Here is a 19,433-nt window from a genome sequence, read left to right as displayed (position 1 = left end):
TGGGCCAACAGTTGATCAGCCCTTGCCTTTACTGAGGCGAGGCCTGTTCGAACGCACATGCTTGCTGCAGTGCGGCCTAAGTCTTTCGATTTTCAATTCGCCTTGTGCTGCGGGTGATGGGCGGCTGCCTCGGCCATTTCTTGCTGGCGTTCCTCCTGACCCTCGCGGATATGGCCCAGACGCTCGGCGACAAGCACATCGCTGCGGCTGGTTTCGTGCTTCCATGGCCGGCGGCCGCGAAGCACGCCCGATTCATGCACTATTTCTGCGACATATTCTTCCTGGCGGTAGGCCATGACGTGAATGCCGGAAACACCTTCGATCTCCTTGACCTCGTTGATGATGTCGATGCAGAGCTGCTTGCCTTCCTTCTTCTGGTCGGCAGCGCCTTCGATCCGCCTGATAATCTCGTCGGGTATATGCACTCCGGGTACGTTCGAGCGCATCCAGCGCGCGGTTCTCGCCGATGCCAGAGGGCCGACGCCGACAAGAATGAAGCACTTCTCCGCCAGGCCGAGGTCGCGTACCTTCTTCATGTATTCCCGGAACATCGGCACGTCGTAGCAATATTGGCTTTGGACGAACTGCGCGCCGGCTTCGATCTTCTTCGCCAGCCGATAGGGCCGGAAGTCGTGGGGTGGCGCAAAGGGATTGATGGCCGCGCCGAGAAAGACCTTTGGCGGCGAGGTGAGCTTGCGGCCGGACAGGAATTTCGCCTCGTCGCGCATGGTGCGCACAGTCTCGAGCAGCGACATGCTGTCGAGATCGAAAACCGGCTTGGCCCCCGGCTGATCGCCAACCTGAACGCCATCGCCGGTAAGGCACAGGATATTGCAAACACCCATGGCAGCCGCGCCGAGCACGTCGCCCTGAATGGCGATGCGGTTCCTGTCGCGGCAGGAGATCTGCATGATCGGCGCATATCCCATGCGGGTCAGCAGCGCGCAGATGCCGACGGAGGACATATGGCAGTTGGCGCCGGACGCATCGACCGCGTTGATGCCGTCGACCCAGCCGGAGAAGATCGCGGCGCGCTCATAGACATCTTCCGGGTTGGCGCTGTCGGGGGGATTGAGCTCGGCGGTCACGGCAAATTCGCCGCGACGCAGCACGCGTTCCAGCCGTCCGAGCGAGGAATGGCCGGGCAGGGGATCGAGCGGCAGACCGGCGCCCAACGGATTTTCGTCGATCTGCGCCATCAATCATGCTTTCCTTTTTGCCGCTTGACGCGCTGCCGCAGCTTGTGCGGTGACGCGCAGCCAGGACGAGGTCCCGCGAAGCGACTGGTTCACCGGGTCCTGCACCCTCATTATCGCGTCGCCATGAACCATGTTGCTCGCGCCCTTCCATGCCTGCACCCAGACGCAGGGCATATCCGGTTCGACCTCGCAATTGCCGTTGGCGCGCACGCCACCGCAGGGGCCGTTGCGCAACTGTTTCGGACAGTTCATCGGGCAGGACATGCCGGTCGACGACAGCACGCATTGGCCGCACATGCGGCAGTCGAACAGGAACCCTTTCACGTGACGCTCGACGAAGGCGACCGGCCGCTCGGCGCGTCGATAGCCGATCAACGCCCAAAGTGGATGGAGGCGGAGAAAGAAGCTGGCGAAGCGACCGTAGAACCATTCGAAGAAGCGTGAATGACGCACCACCCAGAGACGGACCGCATATTTGCGTCGGGTGCTGCGATCTGGCGAGGAGCTGCTAGGAGTGCGGTTGTCGTCGGCGGCTTTCTTCACGGGTGCCGCGGTGTCGGGCTTTTGCATGACGTCAGCCATTGTCGAGGTCTCCGCGCGTCACCGGCCGTCTGGGACAACGTGCGCGTCTCGCCGTCTGACTGCCTCCTTCGGCGATGGTCCGGGCCGGAATGCCCCGCTGGTCAACGGCAATGCGGTCCGCCATGCATAAATCTCCCTTTCATCCGACAATGCACGGCGCCCGATTGCCGGACTGTGCTTGGCACGACGCCGCATGGGCTGAAAAGCGACGGACCGGAAAAGCGCGTCAGCGATCGGCGGAACGCGGACCGGCCCCCTGTGCCGCCGGGTTCGACCTATGTTTCCATGCTTATTTGCATTCAACATAGCCGCAGGCGCGCGTTCACAGCAACTATTTCCCAAGGTCGACCTAATCTTCCGAAGGTGGCCCCACCGTCCGTCGCTGGCCCTGAATCTCAGGCAATCGGGTGTGCGCGCCAGGCCGCAGCGCATATGTTTCATCGAGCCCCGATTGCTTGGCCTGTCGCCGCGGTATCACCCGATCGTCTTCCTTCTTTCGCCGCAATCGCGTAGCGCTCTGTCGCCTATGTCATGCGTACGGAGTTGCGCGTTTGATTCGATTGATGCTCATCCTTGCCGTTCTTGCCTGCGCCGGCGCTGCGTCAGCCGGCGAAGCGTGCCGTAGGATCCAGCACCTCGGCGATGGTTACATCGTGTGTACCTTCGATCCGACCGTCGACGATATCCAGCTTTTCCAGAACGATCGCAGCGGCAAGCCTTACGGTTCCTTCCGGGCGCTGGAGAGTGATTTGCGCCGGGATCGCGTCTATGTGCGCTTTGCCATGAATGGCGGCATGTATCTCGACGATCAATCGCCCGTCGGTCTCTTCGTCGAAAACGGTCGCGAGCAGAAACCGATCAACACGAACAAGGGCTGGGGCAATTTCCATCTGCTGCCGAACGGGATCTTCTACCTCTTGCCGGGGCGGGCCGGCGTGATGGAAAGCAAGGCTTTTGTGGCCTCCGGCATCAAGCCGTTCTATGCGACCCAGTCCGGCCCTATGCTCGTCGTCGATGGCAAGCTCCATCCGTCATTCCTTGCCGACAGCACCAGCTTGAAGATACGAAACGGCGTCGGCGTCGCTGCCAATGGCAAAGTTGTCTTTGCGATTTCCGATGGGCCGGTCCGCTTCCACGACTTCGCGACGCTTTTCCGCGACGACCTCAACTGCACAAACGCGCTGTTTCTGGACGGAAGCATTTCCAGCCTCGACATTCCGGAATGGCAAAGGCGCGACGGCTTGTTTCCGCTCGGCCCGATCATCGCCGTGACGCAGATGCTACCGGGTTGAGCGCGGCAGCGCGCAAGGTTGGAGCCAGCCACATTCGCTAATCGAGCTAGCGGGGGATCTCATATCCTCCGGATGCACATTGTCGGATTGAGGCTTCGAAACATTGATGACGAAAATTGCAAACGAGGCAAAGGCGCTGATCTTCATGACGGCGCGCGATTGCGAAATGTACGTCCGGCAGTCCCTCGCAAGTCTTTCGCGGCAGACGCTTGACGACTTGCATGTTCTTTTTATCGACGATTGCTCCAAGGATGATACGGGCATTATCGCCGCGGCACTTCTGGGCGATCTCTTTCCGGGCAGGCACACCTTCATCCGCAACGACGCGCAATTCGGAAAATCACGCAACGTCTGGGAGCATCTGAGGCCGCGCACCGACATGGCCGAGTTCATCGCCGTCCTCGATGGCGACGACCAGCTGATCATGCCCACCATTCTCGAGCGGATGTCGCGGAGCTATGCGAGCGGTCAGGACGTTGTTTGGACGAACTTCATCACCGATGGCGGCGGGCTCGGCGGCAATGGCGCTCTGGACCCCAACCTTTCGCCGCGTCGGCAAGGGTGGAAGACCAGCCATTTCTTCAGCTTCCGCGCGTCCTTGCTGGATAATGTTCCCGAGGGCTATTTCCAGGACAATGACGGGCATTGGTTCATGGCCGCCTGCGACATCGCGCTCGCGCTGCCTATCCTCGATCAGACGCGGCGCTATGAATTCATACCCGTCAATGCCCATTGCTACACGGCATCCAATCCCTACTCGCATCACAATCTCGACCCGCAATCGCGCGGCCTGAATTCCACATCGCAGCAGCGTTCGGCGCAGGACGCCTTCAGCAAGCCGCCGCTGCCGCTGACGCGGCCGGCGCAATCGACGGCACCGCGGGTCGCAGCGCCGGCTTTCACGAGCAATCGGCCGTCCGACGTCGTTTCTGCCGCCGTTGCCGTCGGCAGCGCGGATGCCTGGCAGGCGACGGCAAGCGAAATCCTCGTCGCCGGCTATCCGACCCTGCTCGACGCCCAGTGCGCTGCCGGCCGCGATCCGCTGACGCCGATCCAGATATGGGCGCTTCGCCGCGCGGCGTTTGGACGAACCGATAGGCCGAACATCCTGCACATCGGCGCACCGCGTTCCGCATTGGCACTGGCATCGTTGATATCCGGTCAGGATGCCGGCCTGAACTGCCTGTGCATCACGCCCGAGCAGGTGGGCGATCTCGAAGCGCGTTTCATCACCAGCGGCCTGATGGAGGGTATTTCCATCATTGAGACCGAGGCTGCCAATGTGAGTTTCGAGGACGTTTCGGCGATCTTTCCCGATACCCGCCAGATCGGCGAGGAGGTCAAATTCGATCTCGTCGTCGTGGACCTGCAGAATACGTCCTATCCGGCCGAGAGTGCCTTGCTTGCCCTGCCGGCGCTGGCCAGCAACCTGGCGCCCACCGGCTTCAGTCTCTGCCTTTTCGCGCAGGACCGAGCGACCGAGGCACTGGCGGCTCAGCGCTGGGCCAGCGTCAGCGCGGGCTTGAAGTTCAGCCTCGACGCCATTGGCGGCAGCGGATTGATGGTCGTCGGCGGCCGCTGACGATGGTCTCCGCCGCGCCGATGCGTTGCCGATACGCCTTTGCCCCCAAACCTTTGCATGTTGGAAAGAACTGCGATGACGCTGCAAGCCATGATCGCCTGTGAAGTGAACAGCTACCGGAATCCGGTCCGGTTCCACCTCCCCAATCCACAGGATCATATTCAAAGGATCATCCTGCAGGACCGCGCCTTCTACGAGCGGGCTATGCTGGAGGATGTCGGCTCCTCCTTGCCGGAAGATGCCCTGGTGATCGATGTCGGCGCTTATATCGGCAATCACACGCTCTTCTTCTCCTCGGTTCTCGGTGTCAGAACGGTTGCGTTCGAGCCGAATCCGGCCGCCTTTGCCGCGTTGCAGGCCAATGTCGAGCTCAACAGCATCAACGGATTGGTGGAGCTTTGCCCATTTGCCCTTGGCGCTGCTCCGGGTGTCGGTGAGATCGTCAACGCGGATCCGGCCAATCTTGGCGGCGCACTTTTCCAGCCGGCCGACCACGGCTCCATCCAGATGGCGAAGCTGGACGATCTTGTCGGCGATCATCGGGTGCATCTGATCAAGGTCGATGTCGGCGGGGCTGAGGCCGATGTGCTTCGAGGCGCCCAGGAAACCATTGCCCGCTCTCGGCCGAAACTGCTTGTCAGCGCCGGCACGCGTGCGATCCTCGCCGAGGTCGAGACCGTCCTGCGGCCGCTGGGCTACCGCAAGATTCAATTCTACAACGACACGCCGACCTATCTGTTCGAACCGATCCATGCGGAGGCTGCCTCGCCTGTGCGGGTGGTAGACCTGCTCGACCCGCGTCACCTCGAGATGCTGCCGCCGACCCGGCAGGTCGTGGCCGGCATGGCGACGGTCGCGGGAAATGAAATTGCCTTGCGCGCGACCGTCATGTCGCTCCTGCCGCAAGTCGATTGCCTCTACGTCTATCTCAACGGTTTCACGCAGGCGCCGCGCTTTATTGCCGACCATCCGAAGATCCGGCATTTCATCGACACCGACGGCAGCCGCTACGGCGATGCCGGCAAGTTCTGGGGGCTGGAGCAGGTCGAGGACGCCGTTTACATCACCTGCGATGACGACATCATCTACCCCGACGATTTCGTCGCTCGCATGGTCGGCGAACTCGCGCAATTGCGCGGTCAGGCGGTCTTCGGCGTCCACGGGGCAATCATCCTGCAGCCGAGCCGGGGCTACTACAAGGATCGCGGCCGTGCAGTCCTTCATTTCGAGCATGCTTTCATGCGCCGCCGCCGGGTTCATGTCGCGGCGACCAATGCCTGTGCTTTCCACTCCAGCACGGTGAAGATGAAGCTCACCGATTTTCGCCATCGCAACATGGCCGATACCTGGCTTGCGCAGTATCTGCATCGCGAAGGTATTCCCGCCTACATCGCGCCGCGCAAGGAAAGGTGGCTGCTGCCGATCGAAGTGCAGCGCCCGACGATCTACGATCAATCGAGCGCCGGCACGGGTTCGGCTTATGACAGCTCGCGGAAGCAGGATGAAGTCCTGTCGTCGATGTACCCGATCTCGCTGCTGCGATCGGACGCTGCGGACGCTTCCTCGATCATCTACCTTGTCGATGCAGACCGGGCCGACGGGCTGGTGGAATTCATCATGGCGGTTGCCGGGCGCGAACGTGATCCGGTTATCTTCGTCACCTGCGATCACGAGACCGAGGATATGCGCAACACGGCGCTTCATCCCGACTTCCTCTGCGAGGTGCATCTTGTCGCACGCAGCGGCGGTCATACCTCCGCTTACAAGGAACTTCTGTCGAAATATTCCGAGCGCGTCCGCGCCTGGACGCTCCGCAACGCAAGCGAACTGAAACTGGTGGACGCCGATGAGTGGGGAACATGGTTCGAGCCGATCGAGCCGCTCGTCAATCTTACCTCTGTCGTGCCTTCCTTCCTGCAGTCTGCGGCAGACAATCGACCGGGCTTCGATTCGGCAAAATACTGGGAACACCGCTATCTGACCGGCGGCAATTCCGGGGCTGGTTCCTACAACAGATCGGCCGAATACAAGGCTCTCATTCTCAATGCCTTCGTTGCCGAAAAACAGGTAAGGCTGGTCGGGGAGCTTGGCAGTGGCGACGGCAATCAGCTTCGCTATCTGAACTTCGAAGATTACACCGGTTTCGACGTCTCGCACACGGCGATCGATCTTTGCCGGACTATTCACGGAAGCCGCCCCGGCTGCAACTTCGTCTGGCTCGGTGAACCGCAGCTGGACATGAGCCGATACAATGAAGCATTCGAGCTCACCTTGTCGCTCGATGTGATCTTCCATTTGATCGAGGAAGATGTGTATCGCGCCTATATGGAGCGGCTGTTTAGCATGTCGAAGCGCTACGTGATCGTCTACGCTTCGAACCACGACGGTCCCGATCGCCACGGCGCCATTCATGTCAGGAACCGGCGCTTCACCGACGATGTTGCCCGCTGGCTGCCGGAATGGAAGTTGCTGAAGCACGTCGACAATCCCTACAAGCATCCGTTGATTTCGGAGGCGGATTTCTTTGTCTTCGGCAAGGACGAAGCCGAGGATATGTCCTTCCTGGATGACGTGAACCACACACCGCTCGGACAGTAACGGGTGCGATTTCGCCTGCGAGTATCGGTTTAAAGCAAAGCCGGCCGCATTTGTCTTGCGGCCGGCTTTGACGTTTGTGATGCCGGCCGCGCTGCCGTGCGGCGCGGTTCAATCCTTTTTGGTGGTCTCGATATGGAGCGGCCCGATCCGTTCGACGATCGTCTCCAATGTGGGGCGAGGGCCGGGCACGTAGCTGTCCAGCGCCTGTCGCATGGCGGCCAGATGGATGCAGGACGTACCGCAGCAGCCGCCGATGATCCTGGCGCCGGCGTCGCGTGCGAGGCGCGCGTAGTCGGCCATCAGCCCTGGGCTGCCGGGGTAGTGAAGTTCGCCGCCACGATATTCGGGGATGCCGCAATTGCTCTTGACGACGACTGTCGCTGCTGGGTCCACCTCGGTCATGAAGAGCAGGCTCGACAAAGTATCGGGAACGCCGGCGCCGCAATTGGCACCGACGGCGAGCGGTCCCTGGCCTATATCCGTCGCGACGCCGTGAATGTCCTTCGGATGCAGGCCGGCCATGGTTTTGCCGGCCGCGTGGAATGATGCCGTATAGATATATGTCAGGCCGACCTTGACGGCTGCTTCCGCGGCGGCGCGGATTTCTTCGGGCGATGACATGGTCTCGATCCAGATGAGATCGGCTCCGCCGGCCTGCAGGCCTTCGACCTGTTCGACAAAGGCGGAAACGGCGTCTTCATAGGCCAGCGCACCGAGCGGCATCAACAGCTCGCCTGTCGGCCCGACCGAACCGGCGACAAGGATCGTCCGATCAGCCAAGTCGGCGACGGAGCGGGCGATTTCCGCCGCCCTCTTGTTCAAGCCGTGCACGCGATCCTGTGCATGGCACAGCTTCAAGCGATAGCGCGTTCCACCAAAGCTGTTGGTCAGGATGATGTCGGCTCCGGCATCGATGAAATCCTGATGCAGCTTTGCGACCAGCTCGGGATGCAGCTCGTTCCAGAGTTCCGGCGCTTCACCGATCTCGAGGCCCATGGCGAAGAGATTTGTGGCCATGGCGCCATCGGCCAGCAGAACGCCCCTTTCGGCAAGGAGAGCGGCGAGGGGATTGGCAGCGACGGTCATTGCGTCTTCTCGGATAGGCGGGCGCTCGGATGCAGGATGCGACTATGGGCGCTTCTGCATATAGGTGCAATGAGCGAACAGCCATGGAGCGAGATCCAGCCTGCCCATAAAAAGAGAGCGCCCTTGCGGGCGCTCGCTGATGTCGGAGGAAGATGGTTTTACGCAGCTGCCATCTGTGCCGCTTCATGGGTCGTCGGCGTGACCATGGCGGCGATGATGCTCTGCAGGTCGATTGTGCCGACAGGCTTGCCACCGGCGTCGGTGACGACGGCACCCGTCTGCCCCGCTTCGGTTATCTGCTTGGCGACGATTTCCAGCGTCATGTCGCCGGTGACGCGCAGGCCGCTGAGTTCGCCCGCAGATGGCTTCATGATGGTTTGAGCCTGGATGACGCGGCCGCGGTTCACTTCCTTGACGAAGGCGGTGATGTAGTCGTCGGCGGGCTGCAGCACGATCTGCTGTCCGCTTCCCTGCTGCACGACCTTGCCGTCTCGCAGGATGGCGATCTTGTCGCCCAGGCGCAGCGCCTCGTCGAGATCGTGGGTGATGAAGACCACGGTCTTCTTCAACTCCTTTTGCAGATCGAGCAGCACGCTCTGCATGTCGACGCGGATCAACGGGTCGAGTGCCGAATAGGCCTCGTCCATCAGCAGGATGTCGGCGTCATTGGTCAGGGCGCGGGCGAGGCCCACGCGCTGCTGCATGCCGCCCGAGAGCTGGTTCGGAAAGTGCCGTTCGAAGCCCTTGAGGCCGACGCGTTCGATCCAGTATTGCCCCTTCCTTTCGCTTTCGGCACGCGGCACGCCCTGAATGTCCAGGCCGTAGATGGTATTTTCGATCACCGTGCGGTGCGGCAGCAGGGCGAATTTCTGGAATACCATCGCCGTCTTATGGCGGCGGAATTCGCGCAGGGCACTTTCGTTCATCTTGCAGACGTCGACGCCGTCATAGAGCACTTCGCCGGACGTCGGCTCGATCAGTCTGTTGATGTGGCGGATCAGCGTCGACTTGCCGGAGCCGGAGAGGCCCATGACGACGGTGATGGCGCCGGCCGGCATATCGATGTTGATGTCCTGCAGGCCGAGCACATGGCCGTGTGCCTCGTTGAGTTCCGTCTTGCTGGTGCCGTTCTTCACCATGTCCACAAAGTCACGTCCGCGAGGACCGAAGATTTTGTAGAGGCTTTTGATCTGAATCGCGTGACTAGCCATGGATGACCTCCGAGTGCTTCTGGAGCCGTCTGCCATAGGCTTGGCTCGTGCGGTCGAAAATGATGGCAATTGCGACCAGCGCAAAACCATTGAGGAAGCCGACGGTGAAGAACTGGTTGTTGATCGCCTGGAGCGTGTTCTTGCCAAGACCGCCGACGCCGACCATCGATGCGACCACGACCATGGCAAGCGACATCATGATGGTCTGGTTGATACCGGCCATGATGGTTGGTAGCGCGAGCGGAATTTGCACGTTGAAAAGCTTCTGCCGATGCGACGAACCGAAGGCGTCGGCAGCTTCCAGGACTTCCTTGTCTACCAGTCGAATGCCGAGATTGGTGAGGCGGATCATCGGAGGGACGGCATAGATGACGACAGCGATGAGGCCTGGCACCTTACCGATACCGAAGATGACGACGACGGGGATGAGATAGACAAAGCTCGGCATGGTCTGCATCACGTCCAGGATCGGGTTGACGATCGCCTGCAGCCTGTCGGAACGCGCCATCAATATGCCGATCGGCAGGCCGATGACGATGGCGATGAGCGTGCAGACGGTTACCATCGCAAGCGTCACCATGGTGTCGCCCCAGAGGCCGCACGCGCCGATGAGAAGCATGGAAATCGCCGTTCCGAGGACGATCTTCAGGTTGCGGCTGGCCGCGTAGACGATCGCCATCATGACAACAAGCACGATGAACCAGGGTGTGGTGGTGAAGAGCCATTCCAGATAGTTCAAAAACCATTGCAGCGGCTGCACGATGGCGTCGATGAGGTTGGCATAGGTGCGTACGGACGCCCGAAAGCCATCGTCGATATTCTTGCGTGCGGCGCGTATGAGCGACTCGTTTATTGCCGGAAAATTGCAGAGCACCTCCGGCAGGATCGTACACTGAATAGCCATGTATTTCCCCTTCTTAGTCCGGTTCTGTCCAGTCCGCGCATGTGGCCTTTCATGTTCGAACGGTATTGCAGCGCTGCGACCGGTTCTGCAGGCTGCTTTTCAATTCTTACTACATTTGCCGGCGCCAATCTGTGCTCGTTGCGACCTGCGACCGTGTCTGTCCGTCGGTCGTCGCCTCCAGCGAATATGAAATCGGCGACAGGCGCAGGCCTGTCGCCGATGCTTTCGTGCTGATCAGAGCGAAGCCTTGACCTTGGTGGCGACCTCGGGAGCAACCCACTTGGTCCACATATCGGGGTAGGTCTTGAGGAAGTACTTGGCGCCGTCCTCATTGGTACCCTGGTTGTCGGTCATCCAGGCCAGAACCTTGCCGACGGTGGCGTTATCCCACTTGCGGGTCTTCATGTAATCCATGGCGATGCCGGCCTTCGATGCGAAAGCCTTGGTCACGACCGTATAGACGTCGGAAACAGGGTAGGAGTTTACCTTCGGATTGGCGCAATCCTGGATTGCCGTGCAGGCATCCCATTCCTTCTTGTCATGCGGCACGTTGAAGCTCAGACGTACCATCTCGTACTTGCCGAGGATGGCCGTCGGTGCCCAGTAGTAGCCGAGCCAGCCGCTCTTCTTTTCGAAGGCGTTGGCGATCGAACCGTCGAGGCCTGCAGCGGAACCGGTGTCTACCAGCGTAAAGCCAAGCTTTTCGGCGCCGAGTGCCTTATACAGGTTGGCGGTGGAGATCTGGCAGTTCCAGCCCGCAGGGCAGTTATAGACCGCGCCCTTGGAGGGATCTTCAGGGGCAGGGAAGAGTTCCGGATGCTTCAGCGCGTCCTGAACGGTCTTGATATCCGGATGTGCGTCGGCGACGAACTTCGGAATCCACCATCCTTCGACGCCGCCGTCGCTCAGAAGCGGCGCCGCCTCGATCAGGCTGCCTTCGGATACGGCCTTGTCGAGCGCCGTGCGCACGGCGTTGACCCAAAGCTCGGGCGCGACGTCAGGCTGGCCCTTTTCGTTCATGGAGGCAAAGGTCGGCTGCGTGTCGCCCGTCACCAGAGTGACGTTGCAGCCATAGCCGTTCTGAAGGATGAGTTTGTCGACCTGGGCTGCAACGCCGGCCGAAGCCCAGTTCATCTCGGCAATCGATACGTCGCCGCATGATGCTGCATGCGCCGAGCCAGCCAAAGCATAGGCGCCGAGTGCAAAGATCGCGGAAGCGAGAAGCTTCTTCATTTTATGATGTCTCCCAATTTTTCGTTAGGTTGCGGAAATCGACCGGAAGCACCCAGGCTGCCTGTCGATCCCTGTCAGCGGTGGTCCAACCACAACCGTTCATACGCCGCTGACGACGCCCGCACGGTCCCCTTTGCTGCTGTCGTGCATTTGGTCTTTTTGCGACCGCGGAACTCTGTCGCGGCCGGGCATTCTTTGCATCGACGATAGGCAGCGTAAGGATTTGAGTGAAGAAATCAACAGCCTGACCGGCAAGTGAAGTTATCGCACCTGTTGGAGAAGCGGATATAAGCGCCTGAATTAGCCTATTTTCTGCTATTCACGGCTGCAAAATGGGCAATGTTGGGCTCCGATGAAGCCCTCCAGCATGGGTGGAGTTAAGTATGCCTAAAATATCGCGTCCCTGAAAGACTTTTTTCATTCCATTTGCGTCGTTTGTGCCTTCTCGACGCGATGAAGAGAATTTTTAAAAATTTTTCGGATTCATTCTTGGTTAAGCACTTAATAACCGTCCGGTAACGATGTCGGTTTATCAATCGATGCGTGGCGGGGGACACCGCTGCTTCTCCGGATCAGGTTATGCGTACCGGGGGAAGCGAGCCTTGCGGCGTATGCGCAAGGGAGCCGGCGTTTTTGGCAAACCGCGCAGATCTCCGGATCGCGCGGTTTTCGCGTTTCTGGCCCAGGCTTTTGCGGGGCGCGGCGTCGGCCCCATTCCAAGCACTTGCAAGGCGGCAAAAGAAAAGCCGCCAATGCAGTCGCATGGCGGCGCGTCATCAGCAGAGCTGCGGCTTGACCGGGTGTCAGCCGACGTTATAGGTGCGAATGAAGCCGATCGTGCCGAAGTGCGTGTCGAGCTGCTGCAGGCGGCTCTCGGGGCGCCGTGCCGGCAGCTTGCCATTCCAGGCAATCTGGATGGAATTCTGTCTGTTGAAGATGAAGAGCATTAGGGTGTCCTCCGAGCCGGATCGGCTCATTTCGTTGTGTGTTTTCGCGACGGAGATAATCCTCTTCAGCATAACTAACAATGGATGGAATCGCCATCCAATGTCGCAAACAGAGTATATTTAGAGGTGATGCATTTTTGTATCGCAATCGCTGTTTTCAGCCGTTGCGGATCGCGGCAAAATCAAGGCAAAACTCCGCGTTTTCAATGGCTGCGGCATGTCGAGGTGGTGGGGAATGACAAAAGCGATCATGCTGCAGGGAACCGGCTCCGATGTCGGAAAAACGGTATTGGTCGCCGGGCTGTGCCGCCTGTTCGCCAATAGGGGCGTGAGGGTCCGTCCGTTCAAGCCGCAGAACATGTCCAACAACGCCGCGGTTGCCGAGGACGGTGGTGAGATCGGACGTGCTCAATGGCTGCAATCGCTTGCTGCGCGCGTGCCGTCATCCGTGCATATGAATCCGGTACTGTTGAAACCGCAATCGGAAACTGGCAGCCAGATTATCGTTCAGGGCAAGGTTTGGGGGCATGCCAGGGGCAAGGACTACCAGGCACTCAAGCCGCAATTGCTCGGCGCGGTGCTTGAGAGCTTTGCCGCGATGCGCGCGGGAACCGATTTGGTCGTCGTGGAAGGGGCAGGCTCTCCCGCTGAGATCAATCTCAGGCGAGGCGACATCGCCAATATGGGTTTTGCGACGCGCGCGAATGTGCCCGTCGTGCTGGTCGGCGATATCGACCGCGGCGGCGTCATCGCGTCGCTGGTCGGCACATATCACATCCTGCCGGAAGAAGACCGCCGCATGATCCGCGGCTACATCATCAATAAATTCCGCGGCGATGTCTCCCTGTTCAGAGAGGGCATAGAGGCGATTAATGGCTTCACCGGTTGGCAATGTCATGGGATCGTGCCTTGGCTCAAGGCGGCGGCTCGACTGCCGGCCGAGGATTCGGTCGTATTGGAGCGGTTGGCACGCGGATCTTCCGGTGCGCTGAAAGTTGCCGTGCCCGTATTGTCGCGCATCGCCAATTTCGATGATTTCGATCCGCTTCGGGCCGAGCCAGACGTCGATCTCGTCTTCGTCCGCGCAGGCGAGCGTTTGCCCGCCGACGCCGGACTTGTCGTGCTGCCGGGGTCCAAGTCTACGATCGGCGATCTTCTTGATCTGCGCGACCGGGGGTGGGATCGCGATATTGCCGCACATGTGCGCCGCGGCGGCCGCGTCATCGGAATTTGCGGCGGCTATCAGATGCTTGGTCATACAGTCTACGATCCACTCGGTATAGAAGGATCGGTGACCGAGACGCCCGGGCTCGGCCTTCTGGATATCGAGACGGTAATGGCGCCGGAGAAGACGGTGCGCAACAGCCTTGCCGTCTCGAAGGAATATGACGTGCCGCTGTCCGGCTATCAAATCCATCTCGGCCTGACGAGCGGCGCCGACTGCGAGCGCCCCTCGGCGATAATCGACGGCCGGCCGGACGGGGCGATATCGGCGGACGGTCGTGTCATGGGCACCTATTTGCACGGTCTCTTCGGCAGCGACGCCTATCGGGCAAAGCTGCTCGCAAGCTTTGGCCTCGCAGGCGAGCGCATGGACTATCGTGCCAGCGTCGATGCGGCGCTGGACGACATTGCCGGAGAGCTGGAAAGCGTGCTCGATCCCGCCTGGCTCGACAGCCTTGTCCGATAGTGCATGTTGCGCAAAGCTGTGCAGCCGTCTTGCGCGACTACGACATGCTTGGGATCAAAGAGCTGAAGCGGACGAAGCCACTCGGAAATGTCGCGACACTCGTTAGAGTTCGCCCGATACTTCGCGGCGGCGGCGATCGAGTTCTTCGCTGTAGCGGCGCAGCGTGTAGCTCTCCGTCAGCAGACCGATCACCTTGCGCTCGATCAGGTCGTTGACAACGACTAGCGCGTCGCTCTTGGTCTGGTCGAACATGGCGGCGGCCTGCTTGGCGTTCATCTGCGGCTGCAGGAACTCGTTGCGAAGAAGGATGAAATCGGAAAGCCCGTGTTCCTCGTCGTCCTTCTCGATCGGGCTCGCATAGACGTCTGGCACGAGAACCAATCCGGAATATTTCTCGTGCTTGTCGACCAGGATGACGCGCTGCGCCGAGCCGATCGGAAAATTCTTACGGAACTCCTCGATGCTCATGTCGATGCTTCCTGTGTGCACGTCGGGGCGCATCATCCGGGCAACCGTAAGATTGCGGATCCAGCCGACATCGTGAGCGCTGCGGATGCTTTCGCCGCGCAGATGGAAGCGCCAGGTGGCGAAGGAGTAGCCGAAGGTCGTGCGCACCACGAGCGAGGAGGTGATGACGGCTGCCAATACAAGGGCGGTAATCGGGAAGTCACCGGTGATCTCGAGCGCCAGGAACGTCATGGTCAGCGGACCGCCGATGATCGCAACGGCCAGCGAGCTCATGCCGACCACCGCATAGACGGCCGGCGTCAACGTGGCGTGATCGAGATAGGGCGCGCAATAGGCAAAGATCTTGCCGAGCAATGCGCCCATGAAGAGGGAGGCGAAGAACAAGCCGCCTCTGAAGCCGGAGCCGATCGAGACGGCAGAGGCAAGCGATTTCAGGATGAACAGTCCCACGAGAGCCCCTAGGGCCACCTCGCTGGACAGATTGAGATGCAGCGCGCCGTGGCCGGCCGACAGGACCTGCGGTGAGATCAGCGCCAGCAAGCCGACGACGAGACCTCCGAGCGCAGGACGGAAGGGCGGAGCGATGGAACTCTTGCGCGCCAGTTCCTCGACCCAGGCGACGCCCTGCATGATCAGGATGCCGATGCCGGCGCAGAAGGCGCCTAGCAGGACGGCTGGAAGGTAATCTGCCGGGACGATCGCGCCGAAATGATCGATGTCGATGGCGAAATCGTCGCCGGCAAGCAGCCTTGCGATCATCGTCGAGATCAGCGCCGAGACGACGACGGGCGTCAGGGTCAGAATGGAATAGCTGCCGATGATGAGCTCGAATGCGTAGAATGCGCCGGTCAGCGGTGCATTGAATGCCGCAGCGATGGCGCCGGCCGCGCCGCAGCCGACGAGCATGCGCAGGTCTGAACGGCGCATCTGCATCTTGTAGCCGAATTTCGAGGCGATGCCGGCTGCAAGCTGCGTATAGCCTGCCTCGAGCCCGACCGAGGCGCCGAAGCCGTTCGAGATCAGATTCTGTACCGCAACAAGGATACTGTCGGTGAGCGACATGCGGCCGCCATGCAGGGCATTGGCCTCGATCGGGTCGACCATCGGCTTCTTGCGCGTGCGCGACAGTATATAAAGCAATATCCCCATGAGGATGCCGCCGGCGATCGGCGCGATCAGAAGTATCGATTTTTCCGGGATTGCCATCGCCGCCGAGCTCAGGCGCTCGTAGTCGGTTATGCCGTAGATGAGGCTGTGAAGCTTGCGCGAGATGAAGCTCATCGCAATCACGGCGCAACCGGAGGCTATTCCCGCCAGCGCGCCGGCAAAAACAAGTCCCAATTCGCCACGGCGCAGCAATGCCCTGAATCGACCGAGATCGAATAGAGCCGAGAAGACGCCGAGACGGCGAGGTTGGAATTTCTGTAGCATCGGGAGCGGGCGATATATTCTACTCGAATGTGGAGGCTTAACCTCTATAAGCTCCTAACATCAAAGAAATGCGGCAAAAAAACCGGCGCTCCCGGATGAATTTGCACCGATTTCGCGGATGGAACGAGGAATGTCGCTGTGGTGCCCTTGATTGACTTGAACCGGGCGAAAGCCTAATCATTATCGGCATAACGAATGGTTCCTGAGCGGCGATCTGCCGCATGGGATGAAAAGGGAATGTGAAGGGACGGACCCAATCCGGGCGTTCTCATCACAGCCGACCCCGCGACTGTAGAGCGGTCAGGGTCTTTCGTTCGGTTTGAAAGGTATTCCGTCGATGGTTCGCATGGGGCGACCGGGCGGGGTAACCGCAGGCCGGAAAAGCCACTGGCGTGGCATCATGATCAGCCGGGGCTGGACGCCTCTTATTCTACGAATCGTCCGCCTCTTCATGATGCATTGCCGGGAAGGCGAGAAAGACCCGCTGGCGCACGATCGGGGGCGACCGATTTCGGTCTGCCCCCGTCGCGGCGCCTTATCCGCGAGCCAGGAGACCTGCCATACGTGCCGGGCGCAGAGCCCGTTTCGGGAACGTGAGTTCCGCTGCCAGCACGGAGGTTGTCATGGCGCAAGACGAGTTTTCGGCGTGTCGACGCCTGTTTTCCGGTTTCAGCTTCATGCTGCTGGCCCGCATTATTGTGCGGGGGCGGGAATAGCGCATGTCCCCTTCGACTTCCCGAGCCATTTTCGTCCTCGGTGGCGCGCGTTCCGGCAAATCCAGATTCGCCGAAGCCCTCATTTCAGATATGAGCCTTGAACGTCACTATGTGGCGACAGGCCAGGCGTGGGACGATGAGATGCGCGAGCGCATTGCCCAGCATCGCGCCGATCGCGGCGACCTCTGGCAGACGTATGAGGAGCCGATCGATCTCGTCGGGCAGCTTGCCGCCATCGACGCCGAAGGCCGTGCTGTACTCGTCGATTGCCTGACGCTCTGGGTCACCAATCTGATGATGGCGGAGCGCGACATGGCGGCCGAGTTTGCCGCAATCACCGAATTCCTGCCCAAGGCGCGATCGAGGCTCGTTCTCGTCTCCAATGAAGTGGGTCTCGGAATCGTGCCGGAAAATCGCATGGCGCGCGAATTTCGCGATCACGCCGGCCGCCTGCACCAGATGGTCGCGGCGGCGAGCGCCGAAGTTTATTTTATCGCAGCGGGCTTGCCGCTGAAAATGAAGGGTTGACCCATATGAACCAGGAAAAGATTCCCGCCACCGTCATCACCGGCTTTCTCGGAGCCGGCAAGACGACGATGATCCGCAACCTCCTGCAGAATGCCGGCGGCAAGAAGATCGCGCTGATCATCAACGAATTCGGGGATCTCGGTGTCGATGGCGACGTGCTGAAGGGATGCGGCGCGGAGAACTGCACGGAAGACGATATTATCGAGCTGACCAACGGCTGCATCTGCTGCACCGTCGCCGACGATTTCATCCCCACCATGACGAAGCTTCTGGAGCGTGATGCACGCCCGGATCACATCGTCATCGAGACATCCGGTCTTGCGCTGCCGCAGCCGCTGGTCGCCGCCTTCAACTGGCCTGACATTCGCACCCATGTCACCGTCGACGGCGTCATCACCGTGGTCGATAGCGCCGCCGTTGCCGCCGGCCGCTTCGCCGACGATCATGACGCGGTGGAAGCCCGTCGCGTCGAGGATGACTCGCTCGACCACGAAAGCCCGATTGAAGAACTGTTCGAGGACCAGCTGACCTGCGCCGATCTGATCGTACTCAACAAGACCGACCTGATCGATGTCGATGGCCTCGGCCGCGTCCGCGCCGAAGTTGCCTCGCGCACGGAGCGCAAGCCGACGATCATCGAAGCCAAGAACGGCGATGTGCCGGCCGCCGTCCTGCTTGGCCTCGGCATCGGCACGGAAGGCGATATCGTCAACCGCAAATCCCATCACGAGCTGGAGCATGAGGACGGCACGCCGCACGATCACGACGAGTTCGACAGTTTTGTGGTCGAGCTTGGCCCGATTGCCGAGCCGGCGGCCTTTGTCGATGCGCTGAAGGGCGTGATCGCGGAGCACGACGTGCTGCGCCTCAAGGGCTTTGTTGACGTTCCCGGCAAGCCTATGCGCCTGCAGCTGCAGGCCGTCGGCAGCCGCATCGACACTTATTTCGATCGCGCCTGGGCGCCTGGCGAGGTGCGCGCGACCCGGCTTGTCGTCATCGGCTTGCACGAGATGGACGAGACGATCGTGCGCAAGGCGATCGAGGCGCTGGTCTGATCGATGTTGCGTCTTTGCTCCGAGATACCCCCCTCTGTCGCCTTCGCGACATCTCCCCCACAAGGGGGGAGATTGGAAGCTTGTGGCTGCCGCGTCGCAAAACAACCGATGGCGGGAGTCGCAGGATGCTTGGGAGGTAAGTGCGGCGAAGCATGGCTCCGAATGATCTCCCCCCTTGTGGGGGAGATGCCACAACGTGACAGAGGGGGGTATGCCGCTGCATACTCTAAAGCCTAATGCATCTCCTTTTAGCCCAGAAAGGAACGATCAGCGACGGTGAAGAGGCGATCGACCTTGGGCAGTCGCCCGGCGATATCCTCTTTCTGTCGGCCGCCGACACCGAGCTCGCGGCGGTTGCCGCAGCACACGGCGAAGGCGGCCGTTCCCTTCGGGTTGCAAGCCTGATGAGCCTCAAGCATCCGATGTCCGTCGATACCTATATCGACCGGACCGCTCGCCATGCGAAGCTCATCATCGTGCGGGCGCTCGGAGGAGCGAGCTATTTCCACTATGCGCTGGAAGCGCTGCATGCCTGTGCGGCGCGCCAGGGGGCGCTCATTGCGGTGCTGCCGGGGGATTCGAAACCCGATCCGGGGCTGACGCCTTTTTCCAACGTCGCGCTCGATGATCTCAACGCGCTCTGGTCCTATCTTATCGAGGGCGGTGAGGCGAATTCGCGGGCGTTTCTTTCCTATGCCGAGGCGATGCTCTTGGGTGCCGAGAGGCCGATGCCTGCCGTGCCCTTGATGAAAGCCGGCATCTGGTGGCCGGGTCGGGGCGTGATCGGCGCCGAGGAGTGGAGGAGACTTGAAATCGAATGGAGGGTTCGCCCCTCACCCCAACCCTCTCCCCGTAGTGACGGGGAGAGGGGGCATATCGAGTCCGCGGCTTCCCCTTCGCCCCGCCTGCGG

The 19,433-nt window shown here is 60.6% G+C and carries 14 protein-coding genes, 1 pseudogene and 1 riboswitch; of the genes and pseudogenes, 7 read left to right on the top strand and 8 right to left on the bottom strand.

Annotated elements, in window-relative coordinates:
- Positions 1-92: 92 nt before the first annotated feature.
- Together RHSP_RS09730 and RHSP_RS09725 are read right to left on the bottom strand one after the other, a co-directional pair.
- On the bottom strand, positions 93-1,199 hold the full coding sequence (locus RHSP_RS09730) for a methylenetetrahydrofolate reductase (RefSeq protein ID WP_037151355.1): 1,107 nt from the start codon (positions 1,197-1,199) through the stop codon (positions 93-95).
- Positions 1,200-1,202: 3 nt separating this feature from the next.
- Positions 1,203-1,781, bottom strand: a complete 579-nt coding sequence (locus RHSP_RS09725) for a methylenetetrahydrofolate reductase C-terminal domain-containing protein (RefSeq protein WP_004115740.1) — start codon at positions 1,779-1,781, stop codon at positions 1,203-1,205.
- Between the two features lie 563 nt (positions 1,782-2,344).
- Between RHSP_RS09725 and RHSP_RS09720 the strand changes: the two genes are divergently transcribed.
- The 3 genes from RHSP_RS09720 (at position 2,345) to RHSP_RS09710 (ending at position 7,253) form a co-directional block, all read left to right on the top strand.
- Positions 2,345-3,073, top strand: coding sequence for a phosphodiester glycosidase family protein (locus RHSP_RS09720; RefSeq protein ID WP_004115738.1), 729 nt, complete (start codon positions 2,345-2,347; stop codon positions 3,071-3,073).
- Positions 3,074-3,179: 106 nt separating this feature from the next.
- Positions 3,180-4,655 carry a glycosyltransferase family 2 protein gene (locus RHSP_RS09715; protein WP_004115737.1) on the top strand — a complete coding sequence of 492 codons (1,476 nt, stop codon included), beginning with the start codon at positions 3,180-3,182 and terminating at the stop codon, positions 4,653-4,655.
- Between the two features lie 75 nt (positions 4,656-4,730).
- Positions 4,731-7,253 (top strand): class I SAM-dependent methyltransferase, encoded by a 2,523-nt coding sequence (locus RHSP_RS09710; RefSeq protein WP_081615306.1) that lies wholly within the window; start codon positions 4,731-4,733, stop codon positions 7,251-7,253.
- A 108-nt stretch (positions 7,254-7,361) separates the two neighbouring features.
- On the opposite strand, the gene bmt is transcribed toward RHSP_RS09710, so the two are convergent.
- The 5 genes from bmt to RHSP_RS35100 form a co-directional block, all read right to left on the bottom strand.
- Positions 7,362-8,339, bottom strand: a complete 978-nt coding sequence (gene bmt / locus RHSP_RS09700; RefSeq protein ID WP_004115733.1) for a betaine--homocysteine S-methyltransferase — start codon at positions 8,337-8,339, stop codon at positions 7,362-7,364.
- 158 nt (positions 8,340-8,497) lie between these two features.
- The gene (locus RHSP_RS09695; RefSeq protein ID WP_037150980.1) at positions 8,498-9,550 is read right to left on the bottom strand and encodes a quaternary amine ABC transporter ATP-binding protein; all 1,053 of its coding nucleotides are present in this window, start codon (positions 9,548-9,550) and stop codon (positions 8,498-8,500) included.
- Positions 9,543-10,454 (bottom strand): ABC transporter permease, encoded by a 912-nt coding sequence (locus RHSP_RS09690; protein WP_037150979.1) that lies wholly within the window; start codon positions 10,452-10,454, stop codon positions 9,543-9,545. Before RHSP_RS09690 ends, RHSP_RS09695 begins: the two co-directional genes overlap by 8 nt.
- Positions 10,455-10,688: 234 nt before the next feature.
- The gene (locus tag RHSP_RS09680) at positions 10,689-11,687 is read right to left on the bottom strand and encodes an ABC transporter substrate-binding protein (RefSeq protein WP_004115729.1); all 999 of its coding nucleotides are present in this window, start codon (positions 11,685-11,687) and stop codon (positions 10,689-10,691) included.
- 803 nt (positions 11,688-12,490) lie between these two features.
- Positions 12,491-12,634, bottom strand: a complete 144-nt coding sequence (locus RHSP_RS35100) for a hypothetical protein (RefSeq protein ID WP_086005354.1) — start codon at positions 12,632-12,634, stop codon at positions 12,491-12,493.
- Positions 12,635-12,869: 235 nt separating this feature from the next.
- On the opposite strand from RHSP_RS35100, the gene RHSP_RS09675 reads away from it, so the two are divergent.
- Positions 12,870-14,324, top strand: a complete 1,455-nt coding sequence (locus RHSP_RS09675) for a cobyric acid synthase (protein WP_004115726.1) — start codon at positions 12,870-12,872, stop codon at positions 14,322-14,324.
- 102 nt (positions 14,325-14,426) lie between these two features.
- Here the strand turns inward: RHSP_RS09675 and RHSP_RS09670 are convergent, their stop codons facing one another.
- Positions 14,427-16,223: a chloride channel protein gene (locus tag RHSP_RS09670; protein WP_004115723.1), complete on the bottom strand. Its 1,797-nt coding sequence runs from the start codon at positions 16,221-16,223 to the stop codon at positions 14,427-14,429.
- Between the two features lie 179 nt (positions 16,224-16,402).
- Positions 16,403-16,800: riboswitch (cobalamin riboswitch) on the top strand.
- A 142-nt stretch (positions 16,801-16,942) separates the two neighbouring features.
- Here RHSP_RS09670 and cobU point away from each other — a divergent pair.
- From cobU to RHSP_RS09655, 3 genes and pseudogenes are all read left to right on the top strand, one after another.
- Positions 16,943-17,467 (top strand): bifunctional adenosylcobinamide kinase/adenosylcobinamide-phosphate guanylyltransferase, encoded by a 525-nt coding sequence (cobU, locus tag RHSP_RS09665; RefSeq protein ID WP_004115720.1) that lies wholly within the window; start codon positions 16,943-16,945, stop codon positions 17,465-17,467.
- A gap of 5 nt (positions 17,468-17,472) precedes the next feature.
- Positions 17,473-18,522: a cobalamin biosynthesis protein CobW gene (gene cobW, locus RHSP_RS09660; RefSeq protein WP_004115717.1), complete on the top strand. Its 1,050-nt coding sequence runs from the start codon at positions 17,473-17,475 to the stop codon at positions 18,520-18,522.
- 236 nt (positions 18,523-18,758) lie between these two features.
- Positions 18,759-19,433, top strand: a pseudogene (locus tag RHSP_RS09655) (cobaltochelatase subunit CobN); the annotation flags it as partial.

It is taken from the genome of Rhizobium freirei PRF 81 (genome assembly GCF_000359745.1).
In the GTDB taxonomy this organism is placed as follows: domain Bacteria; phylum Pseudomonadota; class Alphaproteobacteria; order Rhizobiales; family Rhizobiaceae; genus Rhizobium; species Rhizobium freirei.
The sequence above is the reverse complement of the archived record's forward strand: the minus strand, read 5'-3'. Positions and strand labels throughout refer to the sequence as shown.